Here is a 22,235-nt window from a genome sequence, read left to right on the forward strand (position 1 = left end):
AACAATCGGGCCTGTCGGGCTTGTCCGGCCAGGAGGATTCCAGATGGCGGCACACGGTGCTCTGCGGGACCGGCGGACGCGGCTCGTCCGGGAGTGGTCACGGCTGGTGGCCCAGCGCGCGCCGAACGCCTCCTCCCATGACCCCGCCCTGCGCGAGGAGATCGCGGCGTCGTGGCACCGTTCGCGCGCCGCGGTGGACCCGCACCGCGACAGCGCACCGGCCGTCCCGGACGTGGCGGACCGCTGGCGCACGTCGCCGCTGGCCGGGCCGGTCGCCGAGATCGCCGGCGAGCTGCGGTCGATCGCCGACGAGGCGGGGTTCGTCGCCGCCGTCACCGACGCCGACGGCACCATTCTGTGGACCTACGGCGGACGCGTCATGCGGCACCGTGCCGAACGCGTCAACTTCGCCCCCGGCGGCCGCTGGGACGAGTCGGCGATGGGAACCAACGCCCCCGCGCTCGCCCTGCGCGAGCGCCGCCCCGCCACCGTCTTCTCCGCCGAGCACCTGGTCGAGGCGCTGCACGGCTGGGTGTGCTACGCCGCGCCGCTGCGCGCCCCCGGCGGGCGGCTGCTGGGCGTCCTCGACCTGTCCAGCACCTGGGACCGTTCGCATCCGATGGTCATGCCGACCGTCCGCACCCTCGCCGCCGCCATCGAGGACCGGCTGGCCCGCCTGCCCGCCGCCGCGCTGCCGCCCGTCACCGCGCCGCGCGTCAGGCTGGACTGCCTGGGCGACGGCGCCCGGGCGCTGCGGGACGGCGTCCCCCTTTCCCTGCGCCCCCGGCAGTTGGAGATCCTCACCCTGCTGGCGCTGGAGCCGGACGGCTTCACCCCCGAACGGCTGCGCGAGGCCCTGTACGGGGACCGCCCGGTCGCCATGACGTCTTTGAAGGCGCAGGTGTCGCACCTGCGGGCCGCGCTCGGCGGTGCCGTCGCCCAGCGCCACTACGTGCTGACCGAGCCGATCGCCTGCGACGCGTCCGCCGTGCTGGACGCGTTGGCCTCCGGCGACACCGCCGCCGCCGTCCAGCGTTACACCGGCCCGCTGCTGCCGGAGTCCGAGGCGCCGGGCATCGTGCGCTGGCGCGACTACCTGGAAGTGGCGGTCCGCAAGGCGGTGCTGGCCTCGCCCGTCCCCGAGCACGCCCTCCTCTACGGCGAACGCCACCGCTACGACCTGGAGGTGCACCAGCACGCGCACATGCTGCTGGACCCGTCCGACGGCCGCCGCGGCATCACCGCAGCCCGCATCAACGCCGCCCTCAGCGACTGACGCCCGCCCCGGGGGGCCGCGGCAACCTTCCGACAACCTTCGCGTCGCATCGTGTCCTGCATCACATCGGTTCATGCCGTGTGCGAGGAGGACATTCCATGGTCTACGCCAAGCCGGGCGCCGAGGGCAGCGTCGTCTCGTTCGCCGACCACTACGACAACTTCATCGGCGGCGAGTGGGTACCGCCCGTCGAAGGCGAGTACTTCGACAACCCGTCGCCCGTGGACGGGCAGGTGTTCACGCGGGTCGCGCGGTCCCAGGCGGCCGACATCGACAAGGCGCTGGACGCCGCGCACGCCGCCGCCGACAAGTGGGGCGCGACGTCGGTGGCCGAGCGGTCGCTGATCCTGAACCGGATCGCCGACCGCATCGAGGAGAACCTGGAGAAGCTGGCCGTCGCGGAGACCTGGGAGAACGGCAAGCCCGTCCGGGAGACTTTGGCCGCCGACCTGCCGCTGGCGGTGGACCACTTCCGCTACTTCGCCGGGGTGATCCGCGCCCAGGAGGGCGGCATCAGCCAGATCGACGAGGACACCGTCGCCTACCACTTCCACGAGCCGCTCGGCGTCGTCGGCCAGATCATCCCGTGGAACTTCCCGCTGCTGATGGCCACCTGGAAGCTGGCCCCCGCGCTGGCCGCCGGGAACTGCGTGGTGATCAAGCCGGCCGAGCAGACGCCCGCCAGCATCATGCTGCTCATCGAGCTGATCGCCGACCTGCTGCCGCCCGGCGTGGTCAACGTGGTGAACGGGTTCGGCGTCGAGGCGGGCAAGCCGCTGGCCTCCAGCCCCCGCATCGCCAAGGTCGCCTTCACCGGGGAGACCACCACCGGCCGGCTGATCATGCAGTACGCGTCGCAGAACATCATCCCGGTGACGCTGGAGCTGGGCGGCAAGAGCCCCAACATCTTCCTGCCCGATGTGCTGGCCGCCGACGACGAGTTCCTCGACAAGGCCGTCGAGGGCTTCGTGATGTTCGCGCTCAACCAGGGCGAGGTGTGCACCTGCCCGTCCCGGGCGCTGATCGCCTCGTCCATCTACGACGAGTTCATGTCCCGCGCGCTGGCCCGCACCGAGGCCATCAAGACCGGGAACCCGCTGGACCCGGAGACCATGATCGGCGCGCAGGCGTCCAACGACCAGTACGAGAAGATCCTTTCCTACATCGACATCGGCCGGAAGGAGGGCGCCGAGGTGCTGACCGGCGGCGGCCCCCGCACCGTTCCGGGCCTGGAGGGCGGCTACTACATCGAGCCGACCGTCTTCAAGGGCACCAACGACATGCGGATCTTCCAGGAGGAGATCTTCGGTCCGGTGGTGTCGGTGACCACCTTCGACTCCGTGGACGAGGCCCTGAAGATCGCCAACGAGACGCTGTACGGGCTCGGCGCCGGCGTCTGGACCCGCGACGGCTCCACCGCCTACCGGATGGGCCGCGCCATCAAGGCCGGCCGCGTGTGGACCAACTGCTACCACGCCTACCCGGCCCACGCGGCGTTCGGCGGCTACAAGCAGTCCGGCATCGGACGCGAGAACCACCGGGCCATGCTCGACCACTACCAGCAGACCAAGAACCTGCTGGTCAGCTACTCGCCGAAGCGCCTGGGCTTCTTCTGATGGTGGAGCGGGTCCGGCTCACCGAGGCCGCCGCGCGGGTGCTCGCCGGTCTCGTCGCCCGGCACGGCCCGGTGATGTTCCACCAGTCGGGCGGCTGCTGCGACGGCAGCTCCCCGATGTGCTATCCGCGGGACGAGTTCATGGTCGGCGCCTCCGACGTCCTCCTGGGGTACGTCGGCGACGGCACGCCCTTCTGGATGAGCGCCGCCCAGTACGAGTACTGGAAGCACACCCACCTGACCGTGGACGTCGTGCCCGGCCGGGGCAGCGGGTTCTCGCTAGAGGCTCCGGAGGGGGTCCGCTTCCTCATCCGCTCCCGCCTGTTCACCGACGAGGAGGCGGAAGCGCTGGAGGCCGAGCCGCCGCTCCCCACCGGCGCCACCGCCAGGTAGGCCGCGTGCCCCCGGGCCTGGCTCCCTGCCGGGCCAGGCCCGGGTCTGCGGTCCGGGGGCCGCGCGGCGGGGCGGGCCGGGGCGCGCAGCCCTCGGTAGCACAGCTCCAGCCGGATCGCCATGCCGACCGCCCCTGATCCGCGGCGTCGAGGTCACCGTCTGGTCCCGCAGACGATCCGGCCGGTGCCGCCGACCGGGTCGTGCTCGAACGCCACCCCGCCCACGTAACGCAGCACCGCCCCCGGCGCGCAGCGGCCGGCACCGGGGGCGATTCCGGCCGCCCTGTCTCAGCGGCCGCACCATGCCCGATCCGCGCCGCAGCGGCTCCTCAGACTGGCGCCTCGACGCCGCCGCGGCGCGGATCGACCACCGGGGCGGTGGACCGCCCGCGCGAGGCTCGCCCACACCCGGTCCACCCGGAGCATGCGCCAGGCGACACGGCCGACGTCCCCCGGCAGACACCAGCGCCGGCCCGCCGACACCTGAACGTGCGGCTCCACCAGCCGTGCGCTCCCCGCCCCGATCGGGGCACCGCGCTCGCCGTGCGGTCCGGTGTCAGTGCACGGTCCGGGCGGCGAGCAAGTTCTTGATGAACTCGCGGCTCTCCTCCGGGCAGAGGGCCGAGTTCTGCTCGATGCAGGTCCATACGTCGGTGAGATCGGCGTAGGCGAAACCGATGCCGAGCATGGAGTGGCACAGGCTGATCCGGTCGCTGACACCGGGGAACTCCAGCACGTCGAACGGGTGGGCCCGGTCCTCGTAGAACGGCGCCGCGGACGGGACGACCCGGACGCTGACATCCGGGTCGGTGCCGAGTTCCAGCAGGTGGCGCAACTGCGGGATCATCACGTCGTCGGCGAGCCGCGGTGTCAGCGCCATCTCGTCCACGATCACGTCGAGGAAGCGGCGCCGTCCGCCCGGCCGGTAGGTCTGCCGGTTGCGCAGCATGTCCCAGTGCACGTCCGGGTCGGGCTCGCGCAACGACACCGACGCCATGAACCGGGCGTACGGCTCCGCCTGCGCCAGTTCGGGGACCTGCTGGACGCCGTAGGTGCGGATGACCGACGCCTCGGACTCGGAGATGAGCGCGTCGCGTTCCTCCGCCTTCATCCCGTCCAGATGCGCCGCCAGCCACCCGGGTCCCCGCGGCCGCGACGCCAGGTCGATCATCAGGTCGGCGACCTCGGCCTCCCGGACCCCGTAGCGCTCCAACAGCAGCTCCACCTCGCGGGGCGACGGTTCGCAGAACCCGGTCTCCACACGGACGAGCCAGTCGGAGTGGCATCCGGCGCACGCCGCGGCCTCGTCATACGACAGTTGGAGCAGTTCCCTGGTCCGCCGCAGGTACAGCCCGAGACGCCGGGCGTTGATGTTCGGGGCGCGATAGTCCGTGGGCATCCGAACCTCCCGCCGCCATCATCCCCGGAGGGGCCGGATGACGTGCCCCTTTCACGGAAGGCGACGCGAATCTAACGCTCCGGCACGTCCCACGCGGGCGGGGTCAGGACGGACGCGGGGCGAAGCGCCCCGCCAAAGGAATGATCACCAGGACGAGAACAGCCGCCACCAGATAACACGCCCAGTACCCGGACACCGGAGCCAGCACGGCGACCAACCCCGTCCCAGCCACGGCACCGAGGTAGTTGAAGACGCCGACCCGCGCGACCGCGACGCCCTGCCCGATCGGGTCGTGGCGGGCCGCGGCGGCGTACGCGCCGGGAGCGACCGAGCACAGCCCGAGTCCGGCGCCCGCGAACCCTGCGATGGCGACCCATGGGGCCGGTGCGAGGACGGCGGCGGCCAGGCCGACCGCGGCCAGCAAGGCGCCGCCACGGATGAGCCAGGCCGGGCCCCGGCGGCGCACCACCAGGTCGGCGACCGCCCGTCCCGTGACGGTCGCGGCCGCGAACGCGGTGATGGCCAGGGGGGCGACGGTGTCCGCGCCGCCCAGTTCGTCGCGCACGTACTTGACGGCGAATCCCGAGATCGCCCCCTCGGCGACGTACGCGCATGCCAGCGCCGCGCCGAGGACGAGCAGCGGCCGCCACGGCACGCCGACCGCGGGCACGCCGCCGCGCTCGCCCGCCTCAAGGAGGCGCCGCGCCGCGCGCTGCTCGGCCGCTTGCGCGATCGAGCGCTCGGCGTCCTTGCGCAGCGGCAGCCGGACGGTCGCCACCGCGATCAGCAGGCCGATCGCCGCCGGCACCGCGAAGCCGACCGGCAGCGACAGCCCGGCGCCGTTGGCGAAGGAGATCCACAGGGAGCCGGCGATGCTCGCACCGCTCCACACCGCGAAGAACCCGTTGACCAGCGACCGTCCGGCGTGCCGTTCGATCGCCACGGCCTGGGCGTTCATCGCCGCCTCCACGACCCCCATCGCCACGCCGTACAGCGCGACGGAGGCGACCAGCGCACCCGTCCCGGGGACCGCGCCCAGCAGGACGACCGCGGCGAAGAAGACCGGCTGGGCGCACCGCAGCACCAGGCCGGAGCCCGCCCGCCCGTTCAGCCTGGCCGCGAACAGCCCCCCGGCGACCGCCAGCACCGGCACCAGCGCCACCAGCACGTTGATGGCCTGGTCGCTCAACCCGTGCGAACGCTGGATGTGCGGGATCCGCGCCATCACGGCGGAGAACGCCAGCGCCTCGCCCGCGTAACAGAGATAGATCGCGCCCCGCACCCGCCGGATCGGCGGCGCGCCCACGAGCGCGTGTTCCTGCACCGTAGCTGGGAAATCGTCCTCCGCCGAGGTTGAGCCGACCGCGCCGCGCATGCGTCCGTCCCGCTCCTGACTCGTGAGTGGAATCCGAGTCATGTTATACCTGGTAGCGGTATAGGCGAGGAGTGCCGTGGTCGCTCACCGGCCGAACGGTCCGGGCCGGCTCAACGACGGAGGCGGCGGGTGAACAGTGCCAGGCTGCGGTTCGGCGTGCTCGGTCCGCTGCTCATCGAGGCGGACGGCGCCCCGGTGCGGCCGCCCCGCTCACCCATCCTGCGGGGCCTGCTCGGCGTCCTGCTGGTCGCCGCCGGCCGCGCCGTGCCCGCCGACCGGCTCGTCGAACTGGTCTGGCGGGAGCGTCCCGACGAGGTGAACCCGGGCTCGGTCCAGGTGGCGGTCTCCCGGCTGCGGCAGTGGCTGCGCCGGATCGACCCGACGCCCGCCCCGTCCTGGAGCCTCGACCACTACGGCTCCGGCTACCGCCTCACGTTCCCCGACGGACGCTTCGGCCAGGCCGTCGACCTCGGCGGATTCCGCGCCCTGACAGCCCAGGCCAAGGACGCCGACGACGCCCGGGAACGCTCCGAGCTGCTGGAGGCGGCGCTCGCCCTGTGGCGCGGGCCGCTGCTGGCCGACCTGCCGACGCTGGACGCGCATGACCCGCTGCTGCGGTCGGTGGTGGAGGAGGTCACCACGGCGGCCGCGGACCTGGCCACGGCGGCCGCGGCGGCGGGCCGCGCCGGCGCCGCGCTCGACCGCCTCGCCGCCCTCGCCGAGGCGCACCCGCTGGACGAACGGCTCGAAGCGGGCATGGTCGAACTGCTGGCGGCCGACGGGCGCACCGCCGAGGCGCTCCGCCGCTACCAGACGTACCGGGAGAGCGTCGCCGAAGAGCTGGGCGTGGACCCGGGAGAACGCATGCAGGCCGCCTACCTGGCCGCACTCGCCCAGGACGGCCGCACCCCCGAGGCCCTCGGCGTCTCCCGCGCCCCGCCGCCCGTGCCGGCGCAACTTCCGCCGCCCGTCCCCGACTTCACCGGCCGCGACGACCAGGTGCGGACGCTGACCGACCTGCTGACCGCCCGGGAGTACTCGCCGGTCACGGTGATCACCGGACTGGGCGGAGTCGGCAAGACCACGCTGGCCCTGCACGTCGCACACCGACTGGCCGCGCGGTTCCCCGACGGACAGCTGTACGCCAGGCTGCGCCGCCCGGACGGCGCCCCGGTCGACCCGGCGGAGGTCCTCGGCGGCTTTCTGCGGGCGTTCGGCGTCAGCGGGCAGGACGTCCCGGCGTCCCTGGACGACCGGTCCGCGCTGCTGCGGACGGTCCTCAACGGCCGCCGGGTGCTGATCCTGCTGGACGACGCGACCGACGAGGGCGAGGTGCGCCCGCTGCTGCCCGGCGCCCCCGGCTGCGCGGTCGTGGTCACCAGCCGCGTCCCGCTCGCCGGCCTGGAGGGCGCGGACCGGATCGACCTGGACGTCTTCGACCAGCGGCAGGCCGTCGCGCTGCTGGCCCGCATCATCGGACCCGAGCGGGTCGCCGCCGAACCGCGGGCCGCCGCCGACGTCGTCCGCCTGTGCGCGCACATGCCGCTGGCCGTCCGCATCGCCGGGACGCGCCTGGCCCGCCGGCGGCACCGCACGCTGGCCTGGCTGGCCGACCGCCTCGGCGACGCCCGCCACCGCCTCGACGAGCTGACCGCGGGCGACCTGGCGGTCCGCGCCTCCTTCCGGCTCAGCTACCTGCGGCTGCCCGACGAGACGCGCCGCCTGTTCCGCCTGCTCGGCCTGCTCGAGGCCCCCGACTTCGCCGAATGGGTCGCGGCGGCGCTGCTCGGCGGCTCCTACCGGGACGCCCAGACGCACCTGGAGACCTTGGTCGACGCCCAGCTGCTCGTCGTGTCCGGCACCGACGCCAACGGTTGGACCCGGCTCCGCTACCACGACCTCGTCCGCATCTACGCCCGCGAACGCGCCATCGAGGAGGAGAGCGAGGACGCCCGGCTGGCGGCCGTGCAACGCGCGCTCGGCGCCTGGCTGGCCCTGGCCGAACGCGCCGCGGAACGCGTCCCCGGCCCCTGCTACGCCCCCATCCACGGCGACGCACCCCGCCACGAACTCCCGGCCGACGTGACCGACCGGCTGCTCGCCGACCCCATGGCCTGGTTCGACGCCGAACGCGCCGCGATGGCCGCAGCCGTCGAACACGCCTGCGCCCTCGGCCTGGACGACTACGCCTTCGACCTGGCCGCGTCGATGGAGAAGTACCTCGACGTCCGGAGCCTGGCGCAGGACTGGATACCCCTGCACGAGAAGGCCATGGCGCTGTGCGCAGCCAAGGGCAACCGCCTCGGCGAGGCCGTCCTGCTCCGCGGCCTCAACGACATGACGACGTGGCTGTCCATGGACCGTCCCGGCGACGCCATGGGCACCTCCTACGACGAGTCCACCCGCCTGTACCGCCTGTTCGCCGAGGTGGGCGAACGACGCGGAATGGCCGACGCCCTGGTGGCCCAATGCTGGGGCCTGACCGCCCGCGGCGACTCCGAACTGGCCCTCGAAACGGCCCGCCGCGCCCTCCGCCTGGCCCAGGAGACCGACCACCTCGGCGGGGAGGCCCGCGCCCACCACGTCATGGGCGTCGCCTACGGGGAGGCCCGCCCCGAACAGGCCGCCGAACATCTCGAACGCTGCCTGGAACTCGCCCGCCTCCACGGCAACCCGCGTCTGGAAGCGACGGCCATGCAGTTCCTCGGCGCCGCCTACTGCCTGACGGGCCGCATCGAGAGCGGCCACGCCCTCCTCGTCGGGTCCCTGCGCATCACCCACCAGCTCAAGGACCACTACGCCGAGGCGTTCTCGCTGCTCTACCTCGCCAAGCTGTACACCGCCCTCGGCGACGAGCGCGCCCTCCCGACCGCCAACTCGGTCGTCTACCTCAGCCGCCGCCACAACCTGGAGCATCATCTCGCCGACGCCATGACCGTCCTGGGCCAACTGGACCTCGCCGCAGGCCGGTACGCCGACGCCGTCACCAACCTGGAGGAGTCCGTGCGCCTCTGGCGCGCCCGCGGCTGGCACTCCTTCCTGGCGTCCACGCTTCGCCTCCTAGGGCAGGCCCACCGCGAGAACGGCGACGAGGAGGCGGCCCGGAAGGCCTGGAGCGAGGCCCTCAGCGTCTACGAACGCCTTGGGGACACAGCGGCGGCCAAAGAAACAGCCGCCCTGCTCAACGAACGATGAACGCCGCCCCGCTTCGGCGTCCACCGTCCGCCCCCGCCCCGGGCCTGGCCCGCGCACACTCGTTACGTTCCCCAGGTGATCGAGTACGTCCCCGTAGCACTCGACCACCTCCGACACCCCTCATCCTGCCAACCGGCCCTTACCAATCGCTTACCGAAACTCCCCCGCCTCCTGCTCGTTGGAGGACCCGCCGCGTGCGCGGCGTCACTCTCCCAAGTGCGCGGCGGCCACCCGCTTCGGCACGACCATCCGCCACGCCTCCGTGACGATCTTCGCGCGTTCTCCGGTGTCCAATTCGGCGAGCCGCGCCCGCTCCCAGTCGAAACGCTCGTCCGAAGGCTCAGGCAACTTCTCCGGGTCGGACGCCGCGAGCGCCGCCCGCTCCAAGGAAACGCGAACCCCATAACGGTCTCGTCCCGCGAGAGCGCGACATACACGATCCGCCCCACCCTGAACTCACCCGATTCCGTATCAGGTGCTCGGTAGTCCGAGCAGCGCCGAAGCCACTCGCCGCCCATCCTCAACAGTCACCACGCCGCCATTCCTTCCTCTGCCGGAAACACCAAGGGCATGGGCTGCACCGCCGTAAAGCCCCGTCTCCGCCGCCATGTACTCCGCAAATGCGCATCGAAATCCGCCCTCGGCCCTCCAGTCGGCGTGTGTCATCGCTCGCCGCGTCCGCACGGTCCTGGCCGTCAGCTTGCGTTCTCGGCGAGCTCGACGACGGCGGCGACGAGCTCGGAACCGTCCAGCAGCACAAGATCGTTGCGGTCGCCGGGCACCGCCACCGTCCGTACCGGGCCCGCCGCCCGCCGGGCGCCCCCGCGGCTCTGCTCAGGAGGGATCGAGTCGCATAGACGACCACCCTCGGCGCCCGAACGACGGCCTTGCACAGGAGGCGTCAGGTGCGGCGTATCCCTCGTCAAAGATCAAGCTCGCCGCAACGCATCCGGCGAAGCAGCTCCTGCCAGGCCATCAAGTTGACGAAGAGCCTGGGGCCGTTCGGGTCCTTGGAGTCTCGTACACCGATCGCATCGGGAAGCCGCGCCACCTCAACGCAGCCCTGCCCAGCGTTACTACGCACGCTTTTGCGCCACGCGACTTCCACGCAGGCTCCTTGCTGCCGACTGCGCGTGCTCTTACGCCGCGCCGTGGAGACCGTAGGTGTCGTCATTCTGAGTCCCCGTCACAAGTCGAGTTCACCGCTGCGGGCTTGGCGTATCAGACCCTGCAGGGCACTCTGCGTAAGGACAAGATGCGGACCGTCCGGATCCTTGGAGTCACGGATCGCGATCAAGCCCCGCATGTCGGCGACCTCGACACAGTTGCTGCCTGAGGCGCTGCTAGGGCTGGCCTTACGCCAGTGGAGATGCGATGGGTGAAGCTGAGGACCCATGGGATTTGCGGTACTCCTTGGCGATGTCTTTGATCAGTGCTGCCGATTCTTGCTCAGAGAGCGCCTGATCGCATATGCGGTCAAACCTCACACTACAGCGACTGACCTGCTCTACATCCTCCAGGTAGATCTCTCCGCCCATACCCTCGAGGTAGACGACGTCAGGATCAAGAGGGCTGTCAAAGCCAAGGATGACGAAGGGCCCGTCCATCCCAGCATGCTCACCAATCCCCGTCGGCATGACCCGGATGCTGACGTTGGGCTTCTTGCCGACGTCCACCAACGCGTCAAGTTGCCGCGCCATCACCTCGGGACCGCCGACCGGACGCCTGAGCACTGCCTCATCCAGGACGCAAACCAGCGCCGGAGCACTCTGCCGTTCCAGGATCGCTCGTCGCGCCATACGCGCCTGTAGGCGGCGAAGGTTGACTTCTTCAGGCTCATCTGGGTTCCCCGCCCGAATGACCGCCAACGCGTAGTCGCTCGTCTGAAGCAGCCCCGGCACGAACTGGACCTCCCAAGCACGGATTTGGACGGCGTCGTCCTCAAGCTCCGCGAATGAGCCAGCGAGTACATCGCCGAACGCAGACCACCAGCCGCGCTTCCTGATGTCCCTGGCCAGTTGCATGAGGGCGAGCTTGATCGCTTCATCGCATCCGTAAAGCTCAAGCATCGCAGCGACATCGCTGAGCTTCGGGCGGGTCTTAGCGGTCTCAAAACGGACCAATTTGGGACGACTCCAACCGAGCGCCGCGGCAGCGCTCTCCATGCTGAGACCAGAACGCTCGCGACACTGGCGCAACTGTCGAGCAAGGCGGCGATGCCGCACTGTCGGACTCTGTTCGGTGGCCATGGCGCCGAGTGTCCCATGCCAAGTGATCAACTACAGCGATCCCCGGAAGAACGTCAGAGGAAAATGAACAAGTTCATGGACGGGTGAGCCAACGCACGCCATGATGAGTACGAACACGGAGAGGATTCGGATGATCACACACTGACACCGACATGGATCGCCGACTGATCGTGCTCGAGCACGTCGGCGAGGGGCACCGCCGGTATGAGGCGGCCCCGGACGCGGTGCGGCATCACCGGCCGGGGCCTTGATCGAACTGTGGAGGTTCAATCAATGAGCAATCCTACGAAGTCCAGGCCGAACCCCGTGGCCATCTGCCGATTCCGGCAGCACTCGGCGAACGCGCGGCGAGGCGTCTCATGGATGTCGTAACGACTGCGTCGCCATGGGCCGTGACCGGCCTGGACCCCGACCATGAAGTGGCCCAGCTCCAGGCACGCTTCCCGGCAGTCCCCATCTGGTACGGCGACTTCACGGGTGAGTACTGGGCACTGACGCTGGATCGAGGCGGACGGCACCACCTGATCAGCGCGACAGACCCCGCCCAGCTGAGCCGCCGACTCGAAGCCACAACTCGCCAGGCCGCCCGGATGCCGTTCCCTCAACGGCGGATCCCCAGGTCCGCGCCCCGAGTCCAGTATCGAAGCGCTCCCTCCCAGCCACACAGGCACAGGAACCCAATGGCGCCGACCTGCGGACGCCACGAGAAGCCACGCCGCCGCAAGACGCTCGGCGCCTTCCTGCGTTGCCTGCTGTCACCGCACAGCGCTCCCAGGCCAAAGTCGGCGGGCTCCGCCGTCGCGTCCACAAGGAAGGGGCGCCTGCGATGACCCATCGCCTCTACCAACTTCAGGATGGGGGCGCGTACGCCTGGCAGTTGCCCGTCGAAGCGAGTTGTGCGGGGATGGCGAGGTCACTACTCACCTCCACGCTCGTCTCGTCCGGCCTGCACGGCGGCCTGATCGACGCCGCGGCTCTCGCCGTCAGCGAACTGGCCACCAACGCCTTCGTCCACGCCACCTGCGATGGGCCACGTCAGTCGCCCAGGACCGTGGAGTTGTGGACGTACGCACGCCTGTGCCCGAAGCCGCAACTGGTCGTATCCGTCTTCGACACCTGTCGGCAGTGGAAGAACGGCCGCAGAGACGGCGACGCCTTCGAGGAACACGGAAATGGCCTCACGATCGTCTCCGCGGTGACGGCGGGCTGGGACGTGCACCTCACCCGTGCACGCCTCGCCGCATCCCCGACACCTGGCAAGGCCGTCCGCTGCGCGCTCCCTCTCCCGCGCAACTGGCTCAGGCCCTACGCCGCCGACGTCACACCAGCCCAGGCGGCCCGCCGACTGGCCGACATGCTCACGGTTCGCGGCGTCCCCATCGAACTGCGCGGCGGCCTCAACGGCGTCTACCTGCTCCGCGTCCCACCGGACCTCAACGTGTGGATAGAGCCCCGCGCCTTCGCCTTCAAGCCAGGCAACGCCGACCGCGCCCGCCCCCCGTTCTTCGACCTGGAGTCGGTCACCGAGTCCGTCCTGCACCACCACGAACAACACGCCGCGGACTCAGACCCGCACTGACCTCACCGACCGTCCACGCCTCCCGCCGACAGCACCGCACAACCAGCCCACTACCGAGGGGTGCCCGGTCGCGCTCTCACCCGACCGGGCCCCTTCGGCTCACCCCATAGAGACCGCAACCTTCCCCTGCGCCCCTACCACCCGAGATGTAGCCACAACACGCCCACGCGGTTACACCGCCTCTTCCAGTTCAAACCTGCGGGGCGCCCCGGTCGCGATATCAGCCGGATGGCAGTCCACCAGCCGCCCAAGGGGTTTCCGGCAGCGCAGCCCTCAGCCCACCACTGCCCCGCAGCACCTCGGCCGCTACCTGTTGCTTCCAACTCACGGTTTCGCCCGAGCCATCCCCTGACTACCAGGACGTTAGAGGTACCTCCTTACTACACATCCCGCATGCACCGCTCCTCCTGCAACTGGAGCCACCCACCCAAGTCCGTCCTGCACCACCCCGTACGACACGCCACGGCCTGTACGTGATCAGGCGGAAGCATCGAGGCCGGGAACGCCGACAAAGGTTTTGCCATCCCAGTAGGCGAGAGCAATCCCTAGCGACTCCAGCAGAGCGCGCAAGTCGGCATGGGGTTCCTCCGGCAAAAGCACCGCTAGTTGGGGCGCAGCGGGCTTAACATGCCTCCTGTAGTCCAGCAACTGGCCAATCGCCATTCGCACTGCCTCGCGCGTGCTGGCGCCCTTCAGTTCATAAAGCACGTGCGCCTGCTCGTCATACAGATCGGTCAGCAGGGTACCTGTCAGGCCTTGCACTTTAATTTGGAAGCGCTTCAGCTTGCGCCCTTTGGCGCCCATGAACGCCTGGAACCTGTCCGCCAGTTCGGCTTCTCGTCGCTCTGCCACCGTTTTGGGGGCCGCGGACCGAGAGCTTTTGGTCTTCTTGTTTCTCTCCGGCTCAACGATCGCGCTGGTGGTCACATCAGCCGCAACAGCGATCGCCTCGGTTTCCGCCGCCGGTGGGATCGCGTCCTCATCCCGCCGTTCGAATTCCTCCCCAACGGGCCGCAAGCGGAACACAATTACCCGCCGCATTTCGCCCTTATCGTTGGGTGCTGCACGCACCACATACGGCTGGATGCTGTCTAGTTCAAAGCGTCCAAGGTAACGCTGAAGTTTGGTTTCGGTGCCGGGAACCTTGCCGACTGCCTTGAACAACCGCAGCGCTCGCCCCTTGTCAACGTGCTGCAGGATCGCCAGGTTGCCTCTACCAAGCGGCCCTTCGAAGGTTTGATCGCCCTGGCCGTGGCCGGTGTACTCAAACACCGGTCCGTACTCGTCTTCCTCCGCTAGCCACCCGTCGTGGTACCCCCGCGCCTCCCCGACGTCAGGATCCGTGTAAATCAACACGTTCAGCGTCTTGCCCGACGGACAAATCCCTCCCTGAGGACTCCCTCCCAACTGCTCGACGATTTCTGCCCGAGTCTGGACTTTTCCGAGCACAATCTGCACATCACCCATGTCCCGAACTTTAGACCATAATGGACATCGAGCACAGAAGCCTCATGCCCTCCCGCCCGGCCAGACCGGGGCGCATAGAGCGCTGCCGAGGACGTGTCGCAGCACGTTGGCAGGGCAGAAGGGCTGGTCAGGTACTGGCAACCTGCGCAATCCAAGTGCGGTGGCGGGACTGGGCTTCGTGGCGGAGGAGGTTGCGGAGGGTTTCGCGGGTGCGGCCCCTGGTCTTGGTGGCGTGGCAGTTGGGGCAGAGGGCGATCATCTGCTCGGGGTGGTCGCGGCCCCAGGCGGCGCGGTCGTCGACGTGGTCCACCTCTAGGATCGGGGCGCCGGAGTCGGTGACGTCGTCGGGTTGGCCTGCGCAGAGGGGGTTCTCACAGCGACCGTTGCTGCGGAGGAGAACTGCCCTTCTCGAGTCGTCGGATCGGACGGGTTGGGTGCGGATGTCGGTTGTCGTGCGGTCGTGGTCGCCGTGGGCTTCGGCGGCTTCGACCTTGCGGCAGAGGCGTAGATACTCCTCGGCGAGGCTCGGTGGCTGTACTGGTGGACAGGCAGAGCGGGATGGCAGAAGACCTACGTCCTTGAGCAGCGACTCGGGGCAGGTGCCATCGAAGAAGCGGTTGCCGATTTCGTCGATGACGGCGGCGCGAGCCGTCTCGGAGCTGGCGGCCAGTTCGTAGGCCCAGGTGGTGAGGCCGCCGTGGGGATTGTGTGCTTCCATCCACTTGATCGGCTCACCGCTCGCAGGTGGGATCTCGCCGGTGTGGCCGTGGAGCTCCCAAAGGTCAGTGCGCGCCAAAGCCAGCCAAGGAAAATCCGGTCTTGGTCTTGAGCTAGGCCGACCGTATTCACGGAGCAGGCCACGCAGTTCTGTGTGACTGTCCTCCCAGGCCACCAAGCGGGGGCGGCGGTGAGCGGCGCGCCCCAAGGCCCAGAGAAGGGTAAGTGGCTGGTGTCGGGCGGGGCCGTCCGGAGTGCCAGCGACGCGTAGTCTTTTCACAGCTGTGAGTAGTCGTTGGTGGGGTGTCGAGGGTTTGCCACAGTGACTTCGAATCCGAGCTTGGCGAGGAGGCGGCCGACCGTTTGCTGGCCGCCGGAGGAGTCAGCGGCCGCAAGAGGCTCACCGGAGACGTGGCGGTACGCCACCTCGACGATGGCCTTGGAGTCGTAGTACGTGCCGTTGTGGTGCAGCCAGTAGCTACGGGCGGGCTCATAGCCGTACCGCTCAAGAAAACGCTCCCAACCCAGGCGGTCACATTCGGCGATGGCGTCCAGGACGGCCTCACGGGTGATCGCCGACAGTCTCGTACGGGCGATACTATGTTAGAGTTGGGACATTTTCTTCCGATAGGTCGGCTGTGTCGCTCGCGGGCTTGGAAGCTGATACCAGTCACCTGGGCGGATGTCGCGCCCGCTAGAAGCGTCGATGTCGCCGCGGCCTGGCCGGCGTCCAGCTGGTGATCTCCGACGCCCACGCCGGGCTGGTGGAGGCGGTGAGGGCGACGCTGCCGGGGGCTGCTGGGGGGCGGCCTGGCAGCGGTGCCGCACCCACTATCTGCGCAACCATGTGACCAAGGTCCCCAAGTCGGCTCAGCCGTGGGTGGCGACGCTGGTGCCACGATCTTCGACCAGCCTGCCGCCGATGAGGTGCTCGCCCAGCACGCGCGCGTGGTGGATTTGTTGGAGGCCAGGCATCCTGACACAATCTTTTGGACCTCAACAACTTGGGGCGTAGCGTCGAGTCCGCACTGTTGGAACGCGAGCCCGAACCACTGGGTGAATGTCCGGCCGAAGTACGGCAGTGCGCACTTACCCCGAGACTGCCTAAGCACGGGGAAGTTCACCTCCGCAGAACAGTCTCAGTGATCACACGGTCGGACCGACATCGTCCGCACGAGATTCTCGACACTGGGGAACGGGACTGGCATAATATTAGCTATGGCACGTATCAGAGAATTTTTTCGCACCTCTAACTCATCAAGACCCCATCCCACTGAAGTTGAGTGTGGCTACCAGAAGGTATCAACCTCCACTGGCGACCTTCTGCAGCTCAGCACCTATGGGTCAGACTCCCGTCAATCAGAAAAGAAAACAAGCCAAACGCTACAGCTAGATCACGCGGCGGCCGCAGAGCTGCTACAGATCACCAAGGAGACTTTTCCAGATCTCTCATAGGGGACGTCCACACCTTATGTCGAGCATTGGCTTCGGCGCGGAGAAGGTCGCGGAGGCGGCCTCTTGTCTTGGTGGCGTGGCGGTCGGGGCAGAGGGCGACCATCTGCTCGAGTGATCACGACCCCAACCAGCGCGGTCGTCGATGTGGTCGACCTCCAAGATCGGGTCGCCGGAGTCGGTGACGTCGTCGGGCTGCCCTGTGCAAAGCGGATTCTCGCGGTTTCAGTCCGCCGTTCCATTCGCGGTTCGGTGTGCACGGCGTCCTTCCGTTGCCGGGGCGCGGGATCGCGTTTGCCGACTCCGAGGACGTGTCGTACAGCAGGGGGCCCGCCCCGCACGCGTCCATCCCGACCCGGCCGAGCCGTGGCTGCTGTCGACGTTCCCTTCGCCGGTGCCGCGGGTCGACGCTCCCTACGACGACTTCGCCTCCCGGGGCGGCTGGAGCGGTCCGCACAACATCAACCACCACCGGCACCATCCCGACGTGCAGCGGCAGGGGAACCTGTTCTACATCGCGCACTTCAACGCGGGGCCGCGCGTGTACGACGTGTCGGACGTGCGGCTGCCGCGTGAGGTCGGCTACTTCATCCCGCCGGAGCCGACGCGCAGATACGGTCCCATGCCGGAGGGCGACCTGGTCGTGCGGATCGAGGACGTCGTCGTGGACCGCCGTGGCCTCGTCTGCATCTCCGGCAAGAAAAGGGCTGTGGATTCTGCGCTGGTCCGCGGCTGTGACCACGGCGGGCAGCCTCGGCAGGTGGCGCGACCGACGGCGGACGATTCCTGACTTGCCCTTCTCTGTCCCTTTGGCTCCGAATTACGGTGGCCGTCGAGGGTTGTCACAGAGTCCGGAAGGTCGTCATGACCGACAGCAGCACGTCGTCGCCCAGGTCCGCCGCGCCCATCGACAGCACGCGGCCCCACCAGGCCCGGCTGTGGAACTACTGGCTCGGCGGGAAGGACAACTACCCGATCGACCGCGAGGTCGGCAAGAGGATCATGGAGGTGTATCCGGAGATCGCCGACGTCGCCCGGCAGTCGCGCGCCTTCCTGGTCCGGGTGGTGCACTTCATGACCGGCCAGGGCATCCGGCAGTTCCTCGACATCGGCACCGGGCTTCCGGCGGTCGACAACACCCACGAGGTGGCTCAGCGGGACGCCCCCGAGAGCCGGGTCGTGTACGTCGACAACGACCCGCTCGTCGTGGCGCACGCCCGGGCGCTGCTGAAGAGCGTTCCGGAGGGCGAGTGCGCCTACCTGGAGGCCGACATACGGGAACCCGAGGCGATCATCGAGCAGGCGGGGGCGGTGCTGGACTTCACCCGGCCGATCGGGTTGCTGCTGCTCGGCATCGTCGGCAACGTGTCCGACGAGGACGATCCCCGGGGCGTCGTGCGGCGCCTGGTCGACGCGTTGCCGTCCGGCAGCTACGTGGCCGTCAACGACGGCACCAACGTGCTGGGCGTCAACGAGTGGACGCCCGCCGAGGCCACCGCCCGCGGCGAGGCGCTGCGGCTGTGCGCCGAGGCCGGGACGGTGCCGTACCACGCGCGGACTCCCGAGTTCATCGAGTCACTGTTCGAGGGCCTGGAGCTGGTGGAGCCGGGTGTCGTGTCCACGCCGTTGTGGCGTCCCGAGTTCCCCGACATCGAGGAGCTCCAGCCGATCGACTCGTTCGGCGGCGTCGCCCGCAAGCCTTGACCGGCCGGCGTGGGCTGAATCGGCGGTGACCGTTTCCTACAAGACCCCTGGGGCTGTGCCAGCGCATGCTGTGGGCATGACCATCGATGTTTCCGCAGCCGGCGAGTTCATGGCCACGCATGCGCGTGTCCTGGACCGCCGCCGTTTCGAGTTGCTGACGTCCGGAAACGGCGATCCGGCGCCCGTGCTCGCCGCCCTCGACGGGTATCGCAACGCCGACGGCGGCTACGGGTGGGGCCTGGAGCCGGACCTGCGCGCGCCCGAGAGTCAGCCCGGGGCGGCACTGCATGCCTTCGAGGTGTTCGAGGACATCGCCCCGGCCACGGCCCCTCAGGCGGGGGCGTTGTGCGACTGGCTGCAGGCGGTCACGCTGCCGGACGGGGGCCTGCCGTTCGTCCTGCCGCTGTCCACCACCGCCGGTACTGCGCCGTGGTGGGCGGGCGGCGACCCCACGGTGTCCTCGTTGCAGATCACGTCGGTGACCGCGGCCGCCGCCCACCGCGTCGCCGCCCACGATCCGGCCGTGGCCGGGCACCCGTGGCTGGAGCGCGCCACCCGCTACTGTCTGGACGCGGTCGGGTCCCTTGAGGAGACGCCCCACGCGTACGTGCTGGCGTTCGTCGTCCGCTTCCTGGACGCGGCGCACGACACGCACCCGCAGCAGGCCGCCGAACTCCTCGAGCGTGTGCGGCGGTACATCCCCGCGGACGGGCGGATGCGCGTGGAAGGCGGAACCGAGGAGGAGACCCTGCACCCGCTGGATTTCGCGCCGCTGCCCGACCGTCCGGCACGCGCGCTGTTCGCCCCGGACGTCATCGCGGCCGACCTGGACCGGCTCGCCTCGCTCCAGCAGGAGGACGGCGGCTGGACCGTCGACTACGCCAAGATCTCGCCCGCGGGCGCCCTGGACTGGCGGGGCCACGCCACCGTTCGCGCCCTGGATGTCCTGCGCCGCAACGGCCGCCTCTGACCCCAGGGCGCGATCCTCACCGGCCCGACCGCGCAACCTCGTAGCGGGGTTCGCCGTCCGCGTCGCGGACCAGTTGCGTCCGCAGGGCGTCATGCCGGGACCACGAGACCGGGGAGGTTTCCGGTCTCGTTCCCACGCTTCGACGTCGGCGGGCGTGTCAGCCGTTGAGGATCCAGGAGAGGTTGAACTTGCGGAAGATGATCGAGCGGTAGGACGTGCCGTTGTTGGAGGTGTCGAGGTTGCTCTCGACCAGGGCGGCGATGCGGTAGTCGGAGGTCTTGGCCATGCTGGAGTAGCCGCCCTCCGTGCCGGCCCCCGCGGGCAGCGGGCCGTCGCTGAGGGGGCGGCTGACGGGCCAGGTGCGGGCGCCGTCATAGCTGATGCGCACGCGCATCTTGTTCGCGCGCTGCACGGTGCTGGCCGGGTTGAGGAAGATGGTGCGGGCCGGAGCGTCGTTGTTGTACTGCAGCACCGACGCCTCGCACTGGGGGTCGAGCAGGGTCGTGTCGGGGGCGAAGGCGGAGAACGTACCGGTGGCGCTACCGCGTGAGACCCAGCGACGTTTGGCGGTCTCCCACGATGACGTGGTGGGGCGGTCGTTGCGGTAGAGGGTGCCGTCGGTGAGCTGGGTGATGGTGGCCTCGCCTGTCTGTTCGCCGAGTTTCTGCACCTGCCAGGTCTGGCCGTGGTCGAGGCTGATGATGTTGCGGTGTTGGGCGGGGACGACCAGGTGGCCCTCGCGGGTGTAGATGCCGTTGCCGGGCCCCATCGCGTCCCACGCCCATTCGGCGCCGTTGGCCTTCTTCTTGGGGGTGAGCGCCTCGGTCATATCGGTGGGGGTGGAGGTGCCGTCCAGCCCCTTGAACGTCAGGCCGTCGTCGGTGCTGCGCATCAGGTAGGTGCGGCGGTCGCCCCACTTGGTGATGGGCGTGGTGGTGGTGCCGGTGTCGGGGTCGTAGCCGCCCCGCTGGCTGTAGCCCGCGGGGTTCCACGACATGAACATCCAGATGGTGCCGGTCTGCATGTCGATGACCGGGGTGGGGTTGCCCCAGGTGCCCTGCCCCGCGCCGACGACCTCCTTCAGGCCCGACCATGTCGCGCCGTTGTCGGTGCTGCGCTTGTAGACGAGGTTGATGTTGCCCCAGTCCTTGTTGCTGGACGCGCGCCCCTCGGCGAACGCCAGCAGCGTGCCGGCCTTGGTGCGCACGATCGACGGGATCCGGAAGGAGTGGTAGGTGATCCCGTTCAGCGACTCCTTGTGGCCGCCCTTGAACAGCACCGTGGCGGTATGGACGGGGGTGGCGGACTTCGCCGGGTCGTCCACCGCCCGCGCCGGAGCGGCCGTCACGCCGACGAGGGCCGTCCCCGCGAACAGGATCGCCGCCGAGGGGAGGGCCGGGCCCCGGAGCACCGTCTTCATTTTTCCTCGCTTCCCGGGGCGGGCCCACCGAACAGCCCATCCCCTACGAAAGTCGATCAAATAGGACGATACGCGGCGAACATCCCAGCGCGGAGTGGCTTGATCAAAATTCAGGCGGAGTTCACCAACGCGGAGGCGGGGGCGTCCCAGTCGATGCGGTAGCGCTGCTCGGGGCCGAGCGTCTTCTCGCCGCTGAGGAACGTGCGGGTCGCGATCGGCATGAACAGCCGCATGAACGCGGCGCCGACCGGGCCGAGCGCCTTGGTGCCGTTGGTCTTGGCGGCGCGGGCGGCGATCTTCTCCACCCGGGGACGGCGCAGCCGCTCGTAGGCGGCGAACGCCGACGGCACGTCCGGCAGGTCGCGCAGGCAGCGGGCGAGCTGGACGGCGCTCTCCACGGCCAGTGACGCGCCCTGCCCCGAGCTGGGGGACGGCGCGTGGACCGAGTCGCCCACCAGCACCATCCGGCCCCGGTACCAGCGCGGCACGCTCGGCATGATGCCCATGGTGCCGAGCACGATCAGATCCTTCGGGTCGGTGCGGGCGAGGAGGGCGCGGCCGGGCGTCTCGTCGCCGACGGCCTCGCGCAGTCGGCGCAGCCACTCCTCCGAAGGCGTGCGCCGGGCCTCGGCGGTCGTCACCCGCTCCCGATGGGGGAGGTTGACGAACCAGGCGCTGGTGCCGTCGAGCTGCGGCCAGTAGCCGAGGAAGGCGCGCCTGCCGAACACGAAGTACATGTTCTCCGTGTCGCCGGGGACGGTCGCGCCGGCCACGGCGCCGAAGTTCAGCAGCGGGACGTGCTCGGGCCCGGGGTTGTCCGGGTCGATGAGGGCGCGGACGGTCGAGCGGATGCCGTCGGCACCGATCAACACGTCCGCGGTGGCGGTCGTGCCGTCGCCGAACCGCGCGGTGATGCCGTCGGGCCTCTCCTCGACACCGACCAGGCGCTTGCCGTACCGGAACGCGATGCCCTGGGCGAGGGCGGTGTCACGCAGGGCGCGATGCAGGTCGGCGCGCCACAGCGCGACGCCCGGCGGCAGGCCCTGCGGGGCGTTGAACGCGCCGAGCCGCCTGCCCCGGCCGTCCATCATGAGCATGTTGCGGGTGGGCTGGCCCACGGCGCGCACCGCCTCGTCGGCGCCGATGATGCGCAGCGCCTCGATGCCGTTCGGGGCGATGCCGAGCATGGCGCCCACCCCGTCTGCCGCCGACTCGGCGTACGCCTCGTACACGACCGCCTCGATTCCGGCCCGCCGCAGCGCCATCGCCGCCGCCGGACCGGCGATGCCGCCTCCGATGACCAGCGCGGTCCGCACCGTCGTCATGTCGCATCCCCCTTTGCGCGAATAGTTGCTTACAACTATGTGCAGTCGATTAGTTGATGTCAACCTTCTCGGATGGCGAGAGGATGCGGGACGGACTAGC

At 69.7% G+C, this 22,235-nt stretch carries 19 protein-coding genes and 1 pseudogene; 9 read left to right on the forward strand and 11 right to left on the reverse strand.

All coding sequences use genetic code 11. From position 1 onward, the window contains the following. The first annotated feature begins 43 nt into the window (after nt 1-43). The 3 genes from QSK22_RS25885 to QSK22_RS25895 all read left to right on the forward strand — a co-directional run bounded on the left by QSK22_RS25885 (nt 44) and on the right by QSK22_RS25895 (nt 3,284). On the forward strand, nt 44-1,276 hold the full coding sequence (locus tag QSK22_RS25885) for a GAF domain-containing protein (RefSeq protein ID WP_285496978.1): 1,233 nt from the start codon (nt 44-46) through the stop codon (nt 1,274-1,276). 98 nt (nt 1,277-1,374) lie between these two features. Next, entirely contained in the window at nt 1,375-2,892 is a 1,518-nt protein-coding gene (gene adh / locus QSK22_RS25890) for an aldehyde dehydrogenase (protein WP_285496979.1), read from the forward strand. After that, a complete protein-coding gene (locus tag QSK22_RS25895; protein WP_285496980.1) occupies nt 2,892-3,284 on the forward strand; it encodes a DUF779 domain-containing protein in 393 nt (130 codons plus the stop codon). Before adh ends, QSK22_RS25895 begins: the two co-directional genes overlap by 1 nt. Nucleotides 3,285-3,839: 555 nt before the next feature. On the opposite strand, the gene QSK22_RS25900 is transcribed toward QSK22_RS25895, so the two are convergent. Together QSK22_RS25900 and QSK22_RS25905 are read right to left on the reverse strand one after the other, a co-directional pair. Then, nucleotides 3,840-4,682, reverse strand: a complete 843-nt coding sequence (locus QSK22_RS25900) for a helix-turn-helix domain-containing protein (RefSeq protein WP_285496981.1) — start codon at nt 4,680-4,682, stop codon at nt 3,840-3,842. Between the two features lie 103 nt (nt 4,683-4,785). Further along, nucleotides 4,786-6,006 (reverse strand): MFS transporter, encoded by a 1,221-nt coding sequence (locus QSK22_RS25905; RefSeq protein ID WP_285496982.1) that lies wholly within the window; start codon nt 6,004-6,006, stop codon nt 4,786-4,788. Between the two features lie 180 nt (nt 6,007-6,186). Between QSK22_RS25905 and QSK22_RS25910 the strand changes: the two genes are divergently transcribed. Then, nucleotides 6,187-9,252 carry an AfsR/SARP family transcriptional regulator gene (locus QSK22_RS25910; protein ID WP_285496983.1) on the forward strand — a complete coding sequence of 1,022 codons (3,066 nt, stop codon included), beginning with the start codon at nt 6,187-6,189 and terminating at the stop codon, nt 9,250-9,252. A 204-nt stretch (nt 9,253-9,456) separates the two neighbouring features. Here the strand turns inward: QSK22_RS25910 and QSK22_RS25915 are convergent, their stop codons facing one another. From QSK22_RS25915 to QSK22_RS25930, 4 genes are all read right to left on the reverse strand, one after another. Then, entirely contained in the window at nt 9,457-9,639 is a 183-nt protein-coding gene (locus tag QSK22_RS25915) for a hypothetical protein (RefSeq protein ID WP_285496984.1), read from the reverse strand. A gap of 535 nt (nt 9,640-10,174) precedes the next feature. Further along, on the reverse strand, nt 10,175-10,360 hold the full coding sequence (locus QSK22_RS25920; protein WP_285496985.1) for a DUF397 domain-containing protein: 186 nt from the start codon (nt 10,358-10,360) through the stop codon (nt 10,175-10,177). Between the two features lie 78 nt (nt 10,361-10,438). Next, entirely contained in the window at nt 10,439-10,648 is a 210-nt protein-coding gene (locus QSK22_RS33845; RefSeq protein ID WP_352231483.1) for a DUF397 domain-containing protein, read from the reverse strand. Next, nucleotides 10,608-11,501 carry a helix-turn-helix domain-containing protein gene (locus tag QSK22_RS25930; RefSeq protein ID WP_285496987.1) on the reverse strand — a complete coding sequence of 298 codons (894 nt, stop codon included), beginning with the start codon at nt 11,499-11,501 and terminating at the stop codon, nt 10,608-10,610. Before QSK22_RS25930 ends, QSK22_RS33845 begins: the two co-directional genes overlap by 41 nt. Nucleotides 11,502-12,405: 904 nt before the next feature. Here QSK22_RS25930 and QSK22_RS25935 point away from each other — a divergent pair. Then, entirely contained in the window at nt 12,406-13,080 is a 675-nt protein-coding gene (locus QSK22_RS25935) for an ATP-binding protein (protein ID WP_285496988.1), read from the forward strand. Between the two features lie 477 nt (nt 13,081-13,557). Here the strand turns inward: QSK22_RS25935 and QSK22_RS25940 are convergent, their stop codons facing one another. From QSK22_RS25940 to QSK22_RS34075, 3 genes are all read right to left on the reverse strand, one after another. Then, on the reverse strand, nt 13,558-14,547 hold the full coding sequence (locus tag QSK22_RS25940) for an SRA domain-containing endonuclease (RefSeq protein ID WP_285496989.1): 990 nt from the start codon (nt 14,545-14,547) through the stop codon (nt 13,558-13,560). 127 nt (nt 14,548-14,674) lie between these two features. Beyond that, entirely contained in the window at nt 14,675-15,598 is a 924-nt protein-coding gene (locus tag QSK22_RS34070) for an HNH endonuclease (RefSeq protein WP_502872364.1), read from the reverse strand. Further along, nucleotides 15,541-15,861: a ScoMcrA-related endonuclease gene (locus tag QSK22_RS34075; protein ID WP_502872365.1), complete on the reverse strand. Its 321-nt coding sequence runs from the start codon at nt 15,859-15,861 to the stop codon at nt 15,541-15,543. Before QSK22_RS34075 ends, QSK22_RS34070 begins: the two co-directional genes overlap by 58 nt. 116 nt (nt 15,862-15,977) lie before the next feature. Here QSK22_RS34075 and QSK22_RS25950 point away from each other — a divergent pair. From QSK22_RS25950 to QSK22_RS25965, 4 genes and pseudogenes are all read left to right on the forward strand, one after another. Continuing rightward, nucleotides 15,978-16,242, forward strand: a pseudogene (locus tag QSK22_RS25950) (transposase); the annotation flags it as partial. A gap of 868 nt (nt 16,243-17,110) precedes the next feature. Next, nucleotides 17,111-17,506 (forward strand): LVIVD repeat-containing protein, encoded by a 396-nt coding sequence (locus QSK22_RS25955; protein ID WP_285496991.1) that lies wholly within the window; start codon nt 17,111-17,113, stop codon nt 17,504-17,506. Between the two features lie 74 nt (nt 17,507-17,580). Continuing rightward, entirely contained in the window at nt 17,581-18,420 is an 840-nt protein-coding gene (locus QSK22_RS25960) for an SAM-dependent methyltransferase (RefSeq protein ID WP_285496993.1), read from the forward strand. 76 nt (nt 18,421-18,496) lie between these two features. Beyond that, on the forward strand, nt 18,497-19,390 hold the full coding sequence (locus QSK22_RS25965) for a hypothetical protein (RefSeq protein ID WP_285496994.1): 894 nt from the start codon (nt 18,497-18,499) through the stop codon (nt 19,388-19,390). Nucleotides 19,391-19,547: 157 nt separating this feature from the next. On the opposite strand, the gene QSK22_RS25970 is transcribed toward QSK22_RS25965, so the two are convergent. Together QSK22_RS25970 and QSK22_RS25975 are read right to left on the reverse strand one after the other, a co-directional pair. Then, nucleotides 19,548-20,810 carry a sialidase family protein gene (locus QSK22_RS25970; RefSeq protein WP_285496995.1) on the reverse strand — a complete coding sequence of 421 codons (1,263 nt, stop codon included), beginning with the start codon at nt 20,808-20,810 and terminating at the stop codon, nt 19,548-19,550. A 110-nt stretch (nt 20,811-20,920) separates the two neighbouring features. Continuing rightward, nucleotides 20,921-22,135, reverse strand: a complete 1,215-nt coding sequence (locus QSK22_RS25975; protein WP_285496997.1) for an FAD-dependent oxidoreductase — start codon at nt 22,133-22,135, stop codon at nt 20,921-20,923. Nucleotides 22,136-22,235 lie beyond the last annotated feature (100 nt).

The organism is Actinomadura sp. NBRC 104425, assembly GCF_030269545.1.
Lineage (GTDB): Bacteria > Actinomycetota > Actinomycetes > Streptosporangiales > Streptosporangiaceae > Spirillospora > Spirillospora keratinilytica.

Coding starts and splice junctions, on each gene's coding strand:
- QSK22_RS25885 (WP_285496978.1), top strand. CDS start 44: ATGGCGGCACACGGTGCTCTGCGGGACCGGCGGACGCGGCTCGTCCGG.
- adh (WP_285496979.1), top strand. CDS start 1,375: ATGGTCTACGCCAAGCCGGGCGCCGAGGGCAGCGTCGTCTCGTTCGCC.
- QSK22_RS25895 (WP_285496980.1), top strand. CDS start 2,892: ATGGTGGAGCGGGTCCGGCTCACCGAGGCCGCCGCGCGGGTGCTCGCC.
- QSK22_RS25900 (WP_285496981.1), bottom strand. CDS start 4,682: ATGCCCACGGACTATCGCGCCCCGAACATCAACGCCCGGCGTCTCGGG.
- QSK22_RS33845 (WP_352231483.1), bottom strand. CDS start 10,648: ATGGGTCCTCAGCTTCACCCATCGCATCTCCACTGGCGTAAGGCCAGC.
- QSK22_RS25930 (WP_285496987.1), bottom strand. CDS start 11,501: ATGGCCACCGAACAGAGTCCGACAGTGCGGCATCGCCGCCTTGCTCGA.
- QSK22_RS25935 (WP_285496988.1), top strand. CDS start 12,406: ATGGCGAGGTCACTACTCACCTCCACGCTCGTCTCGTCCGGCCTGCAC.
- QSK22_RS25940 (WP_285496989.1), bottom strand. CDS start 14,547: ATGGGTGATGTGCAGATTGTGCTCGGAAAAGTCCAGACTCGGGCAGAA.
- QSK22_RS25960 (WP_285496993.1), top strand. CDS start 17,581: ATGACCGACAGCAGCACGTCGTCGCCCAGGTCCGCCGCGCCCATCGAC.
- QSK22_RS25965 (WP_285496994.1), top strand. CDS start 18,497: ATGACCATCGATGTTTCCGCAGCCGGCGAGTTCATGGCCACGCATGCG.
- QSK22_RS25970 (WP_285496995.1), bottom strand. CDS start 20,810: ATGAAGACGGTGCTCCGGGGCCCGGCCCTCCCCTCGGCGGCGATCCTG.
- QSK22_RS25975 (WP_285496997.1), bottom strand. CDS start 22,135: ATGACGACGGTGCGGACCGCGCTGGTCATCGGAGGCGGCATCGCCGGT.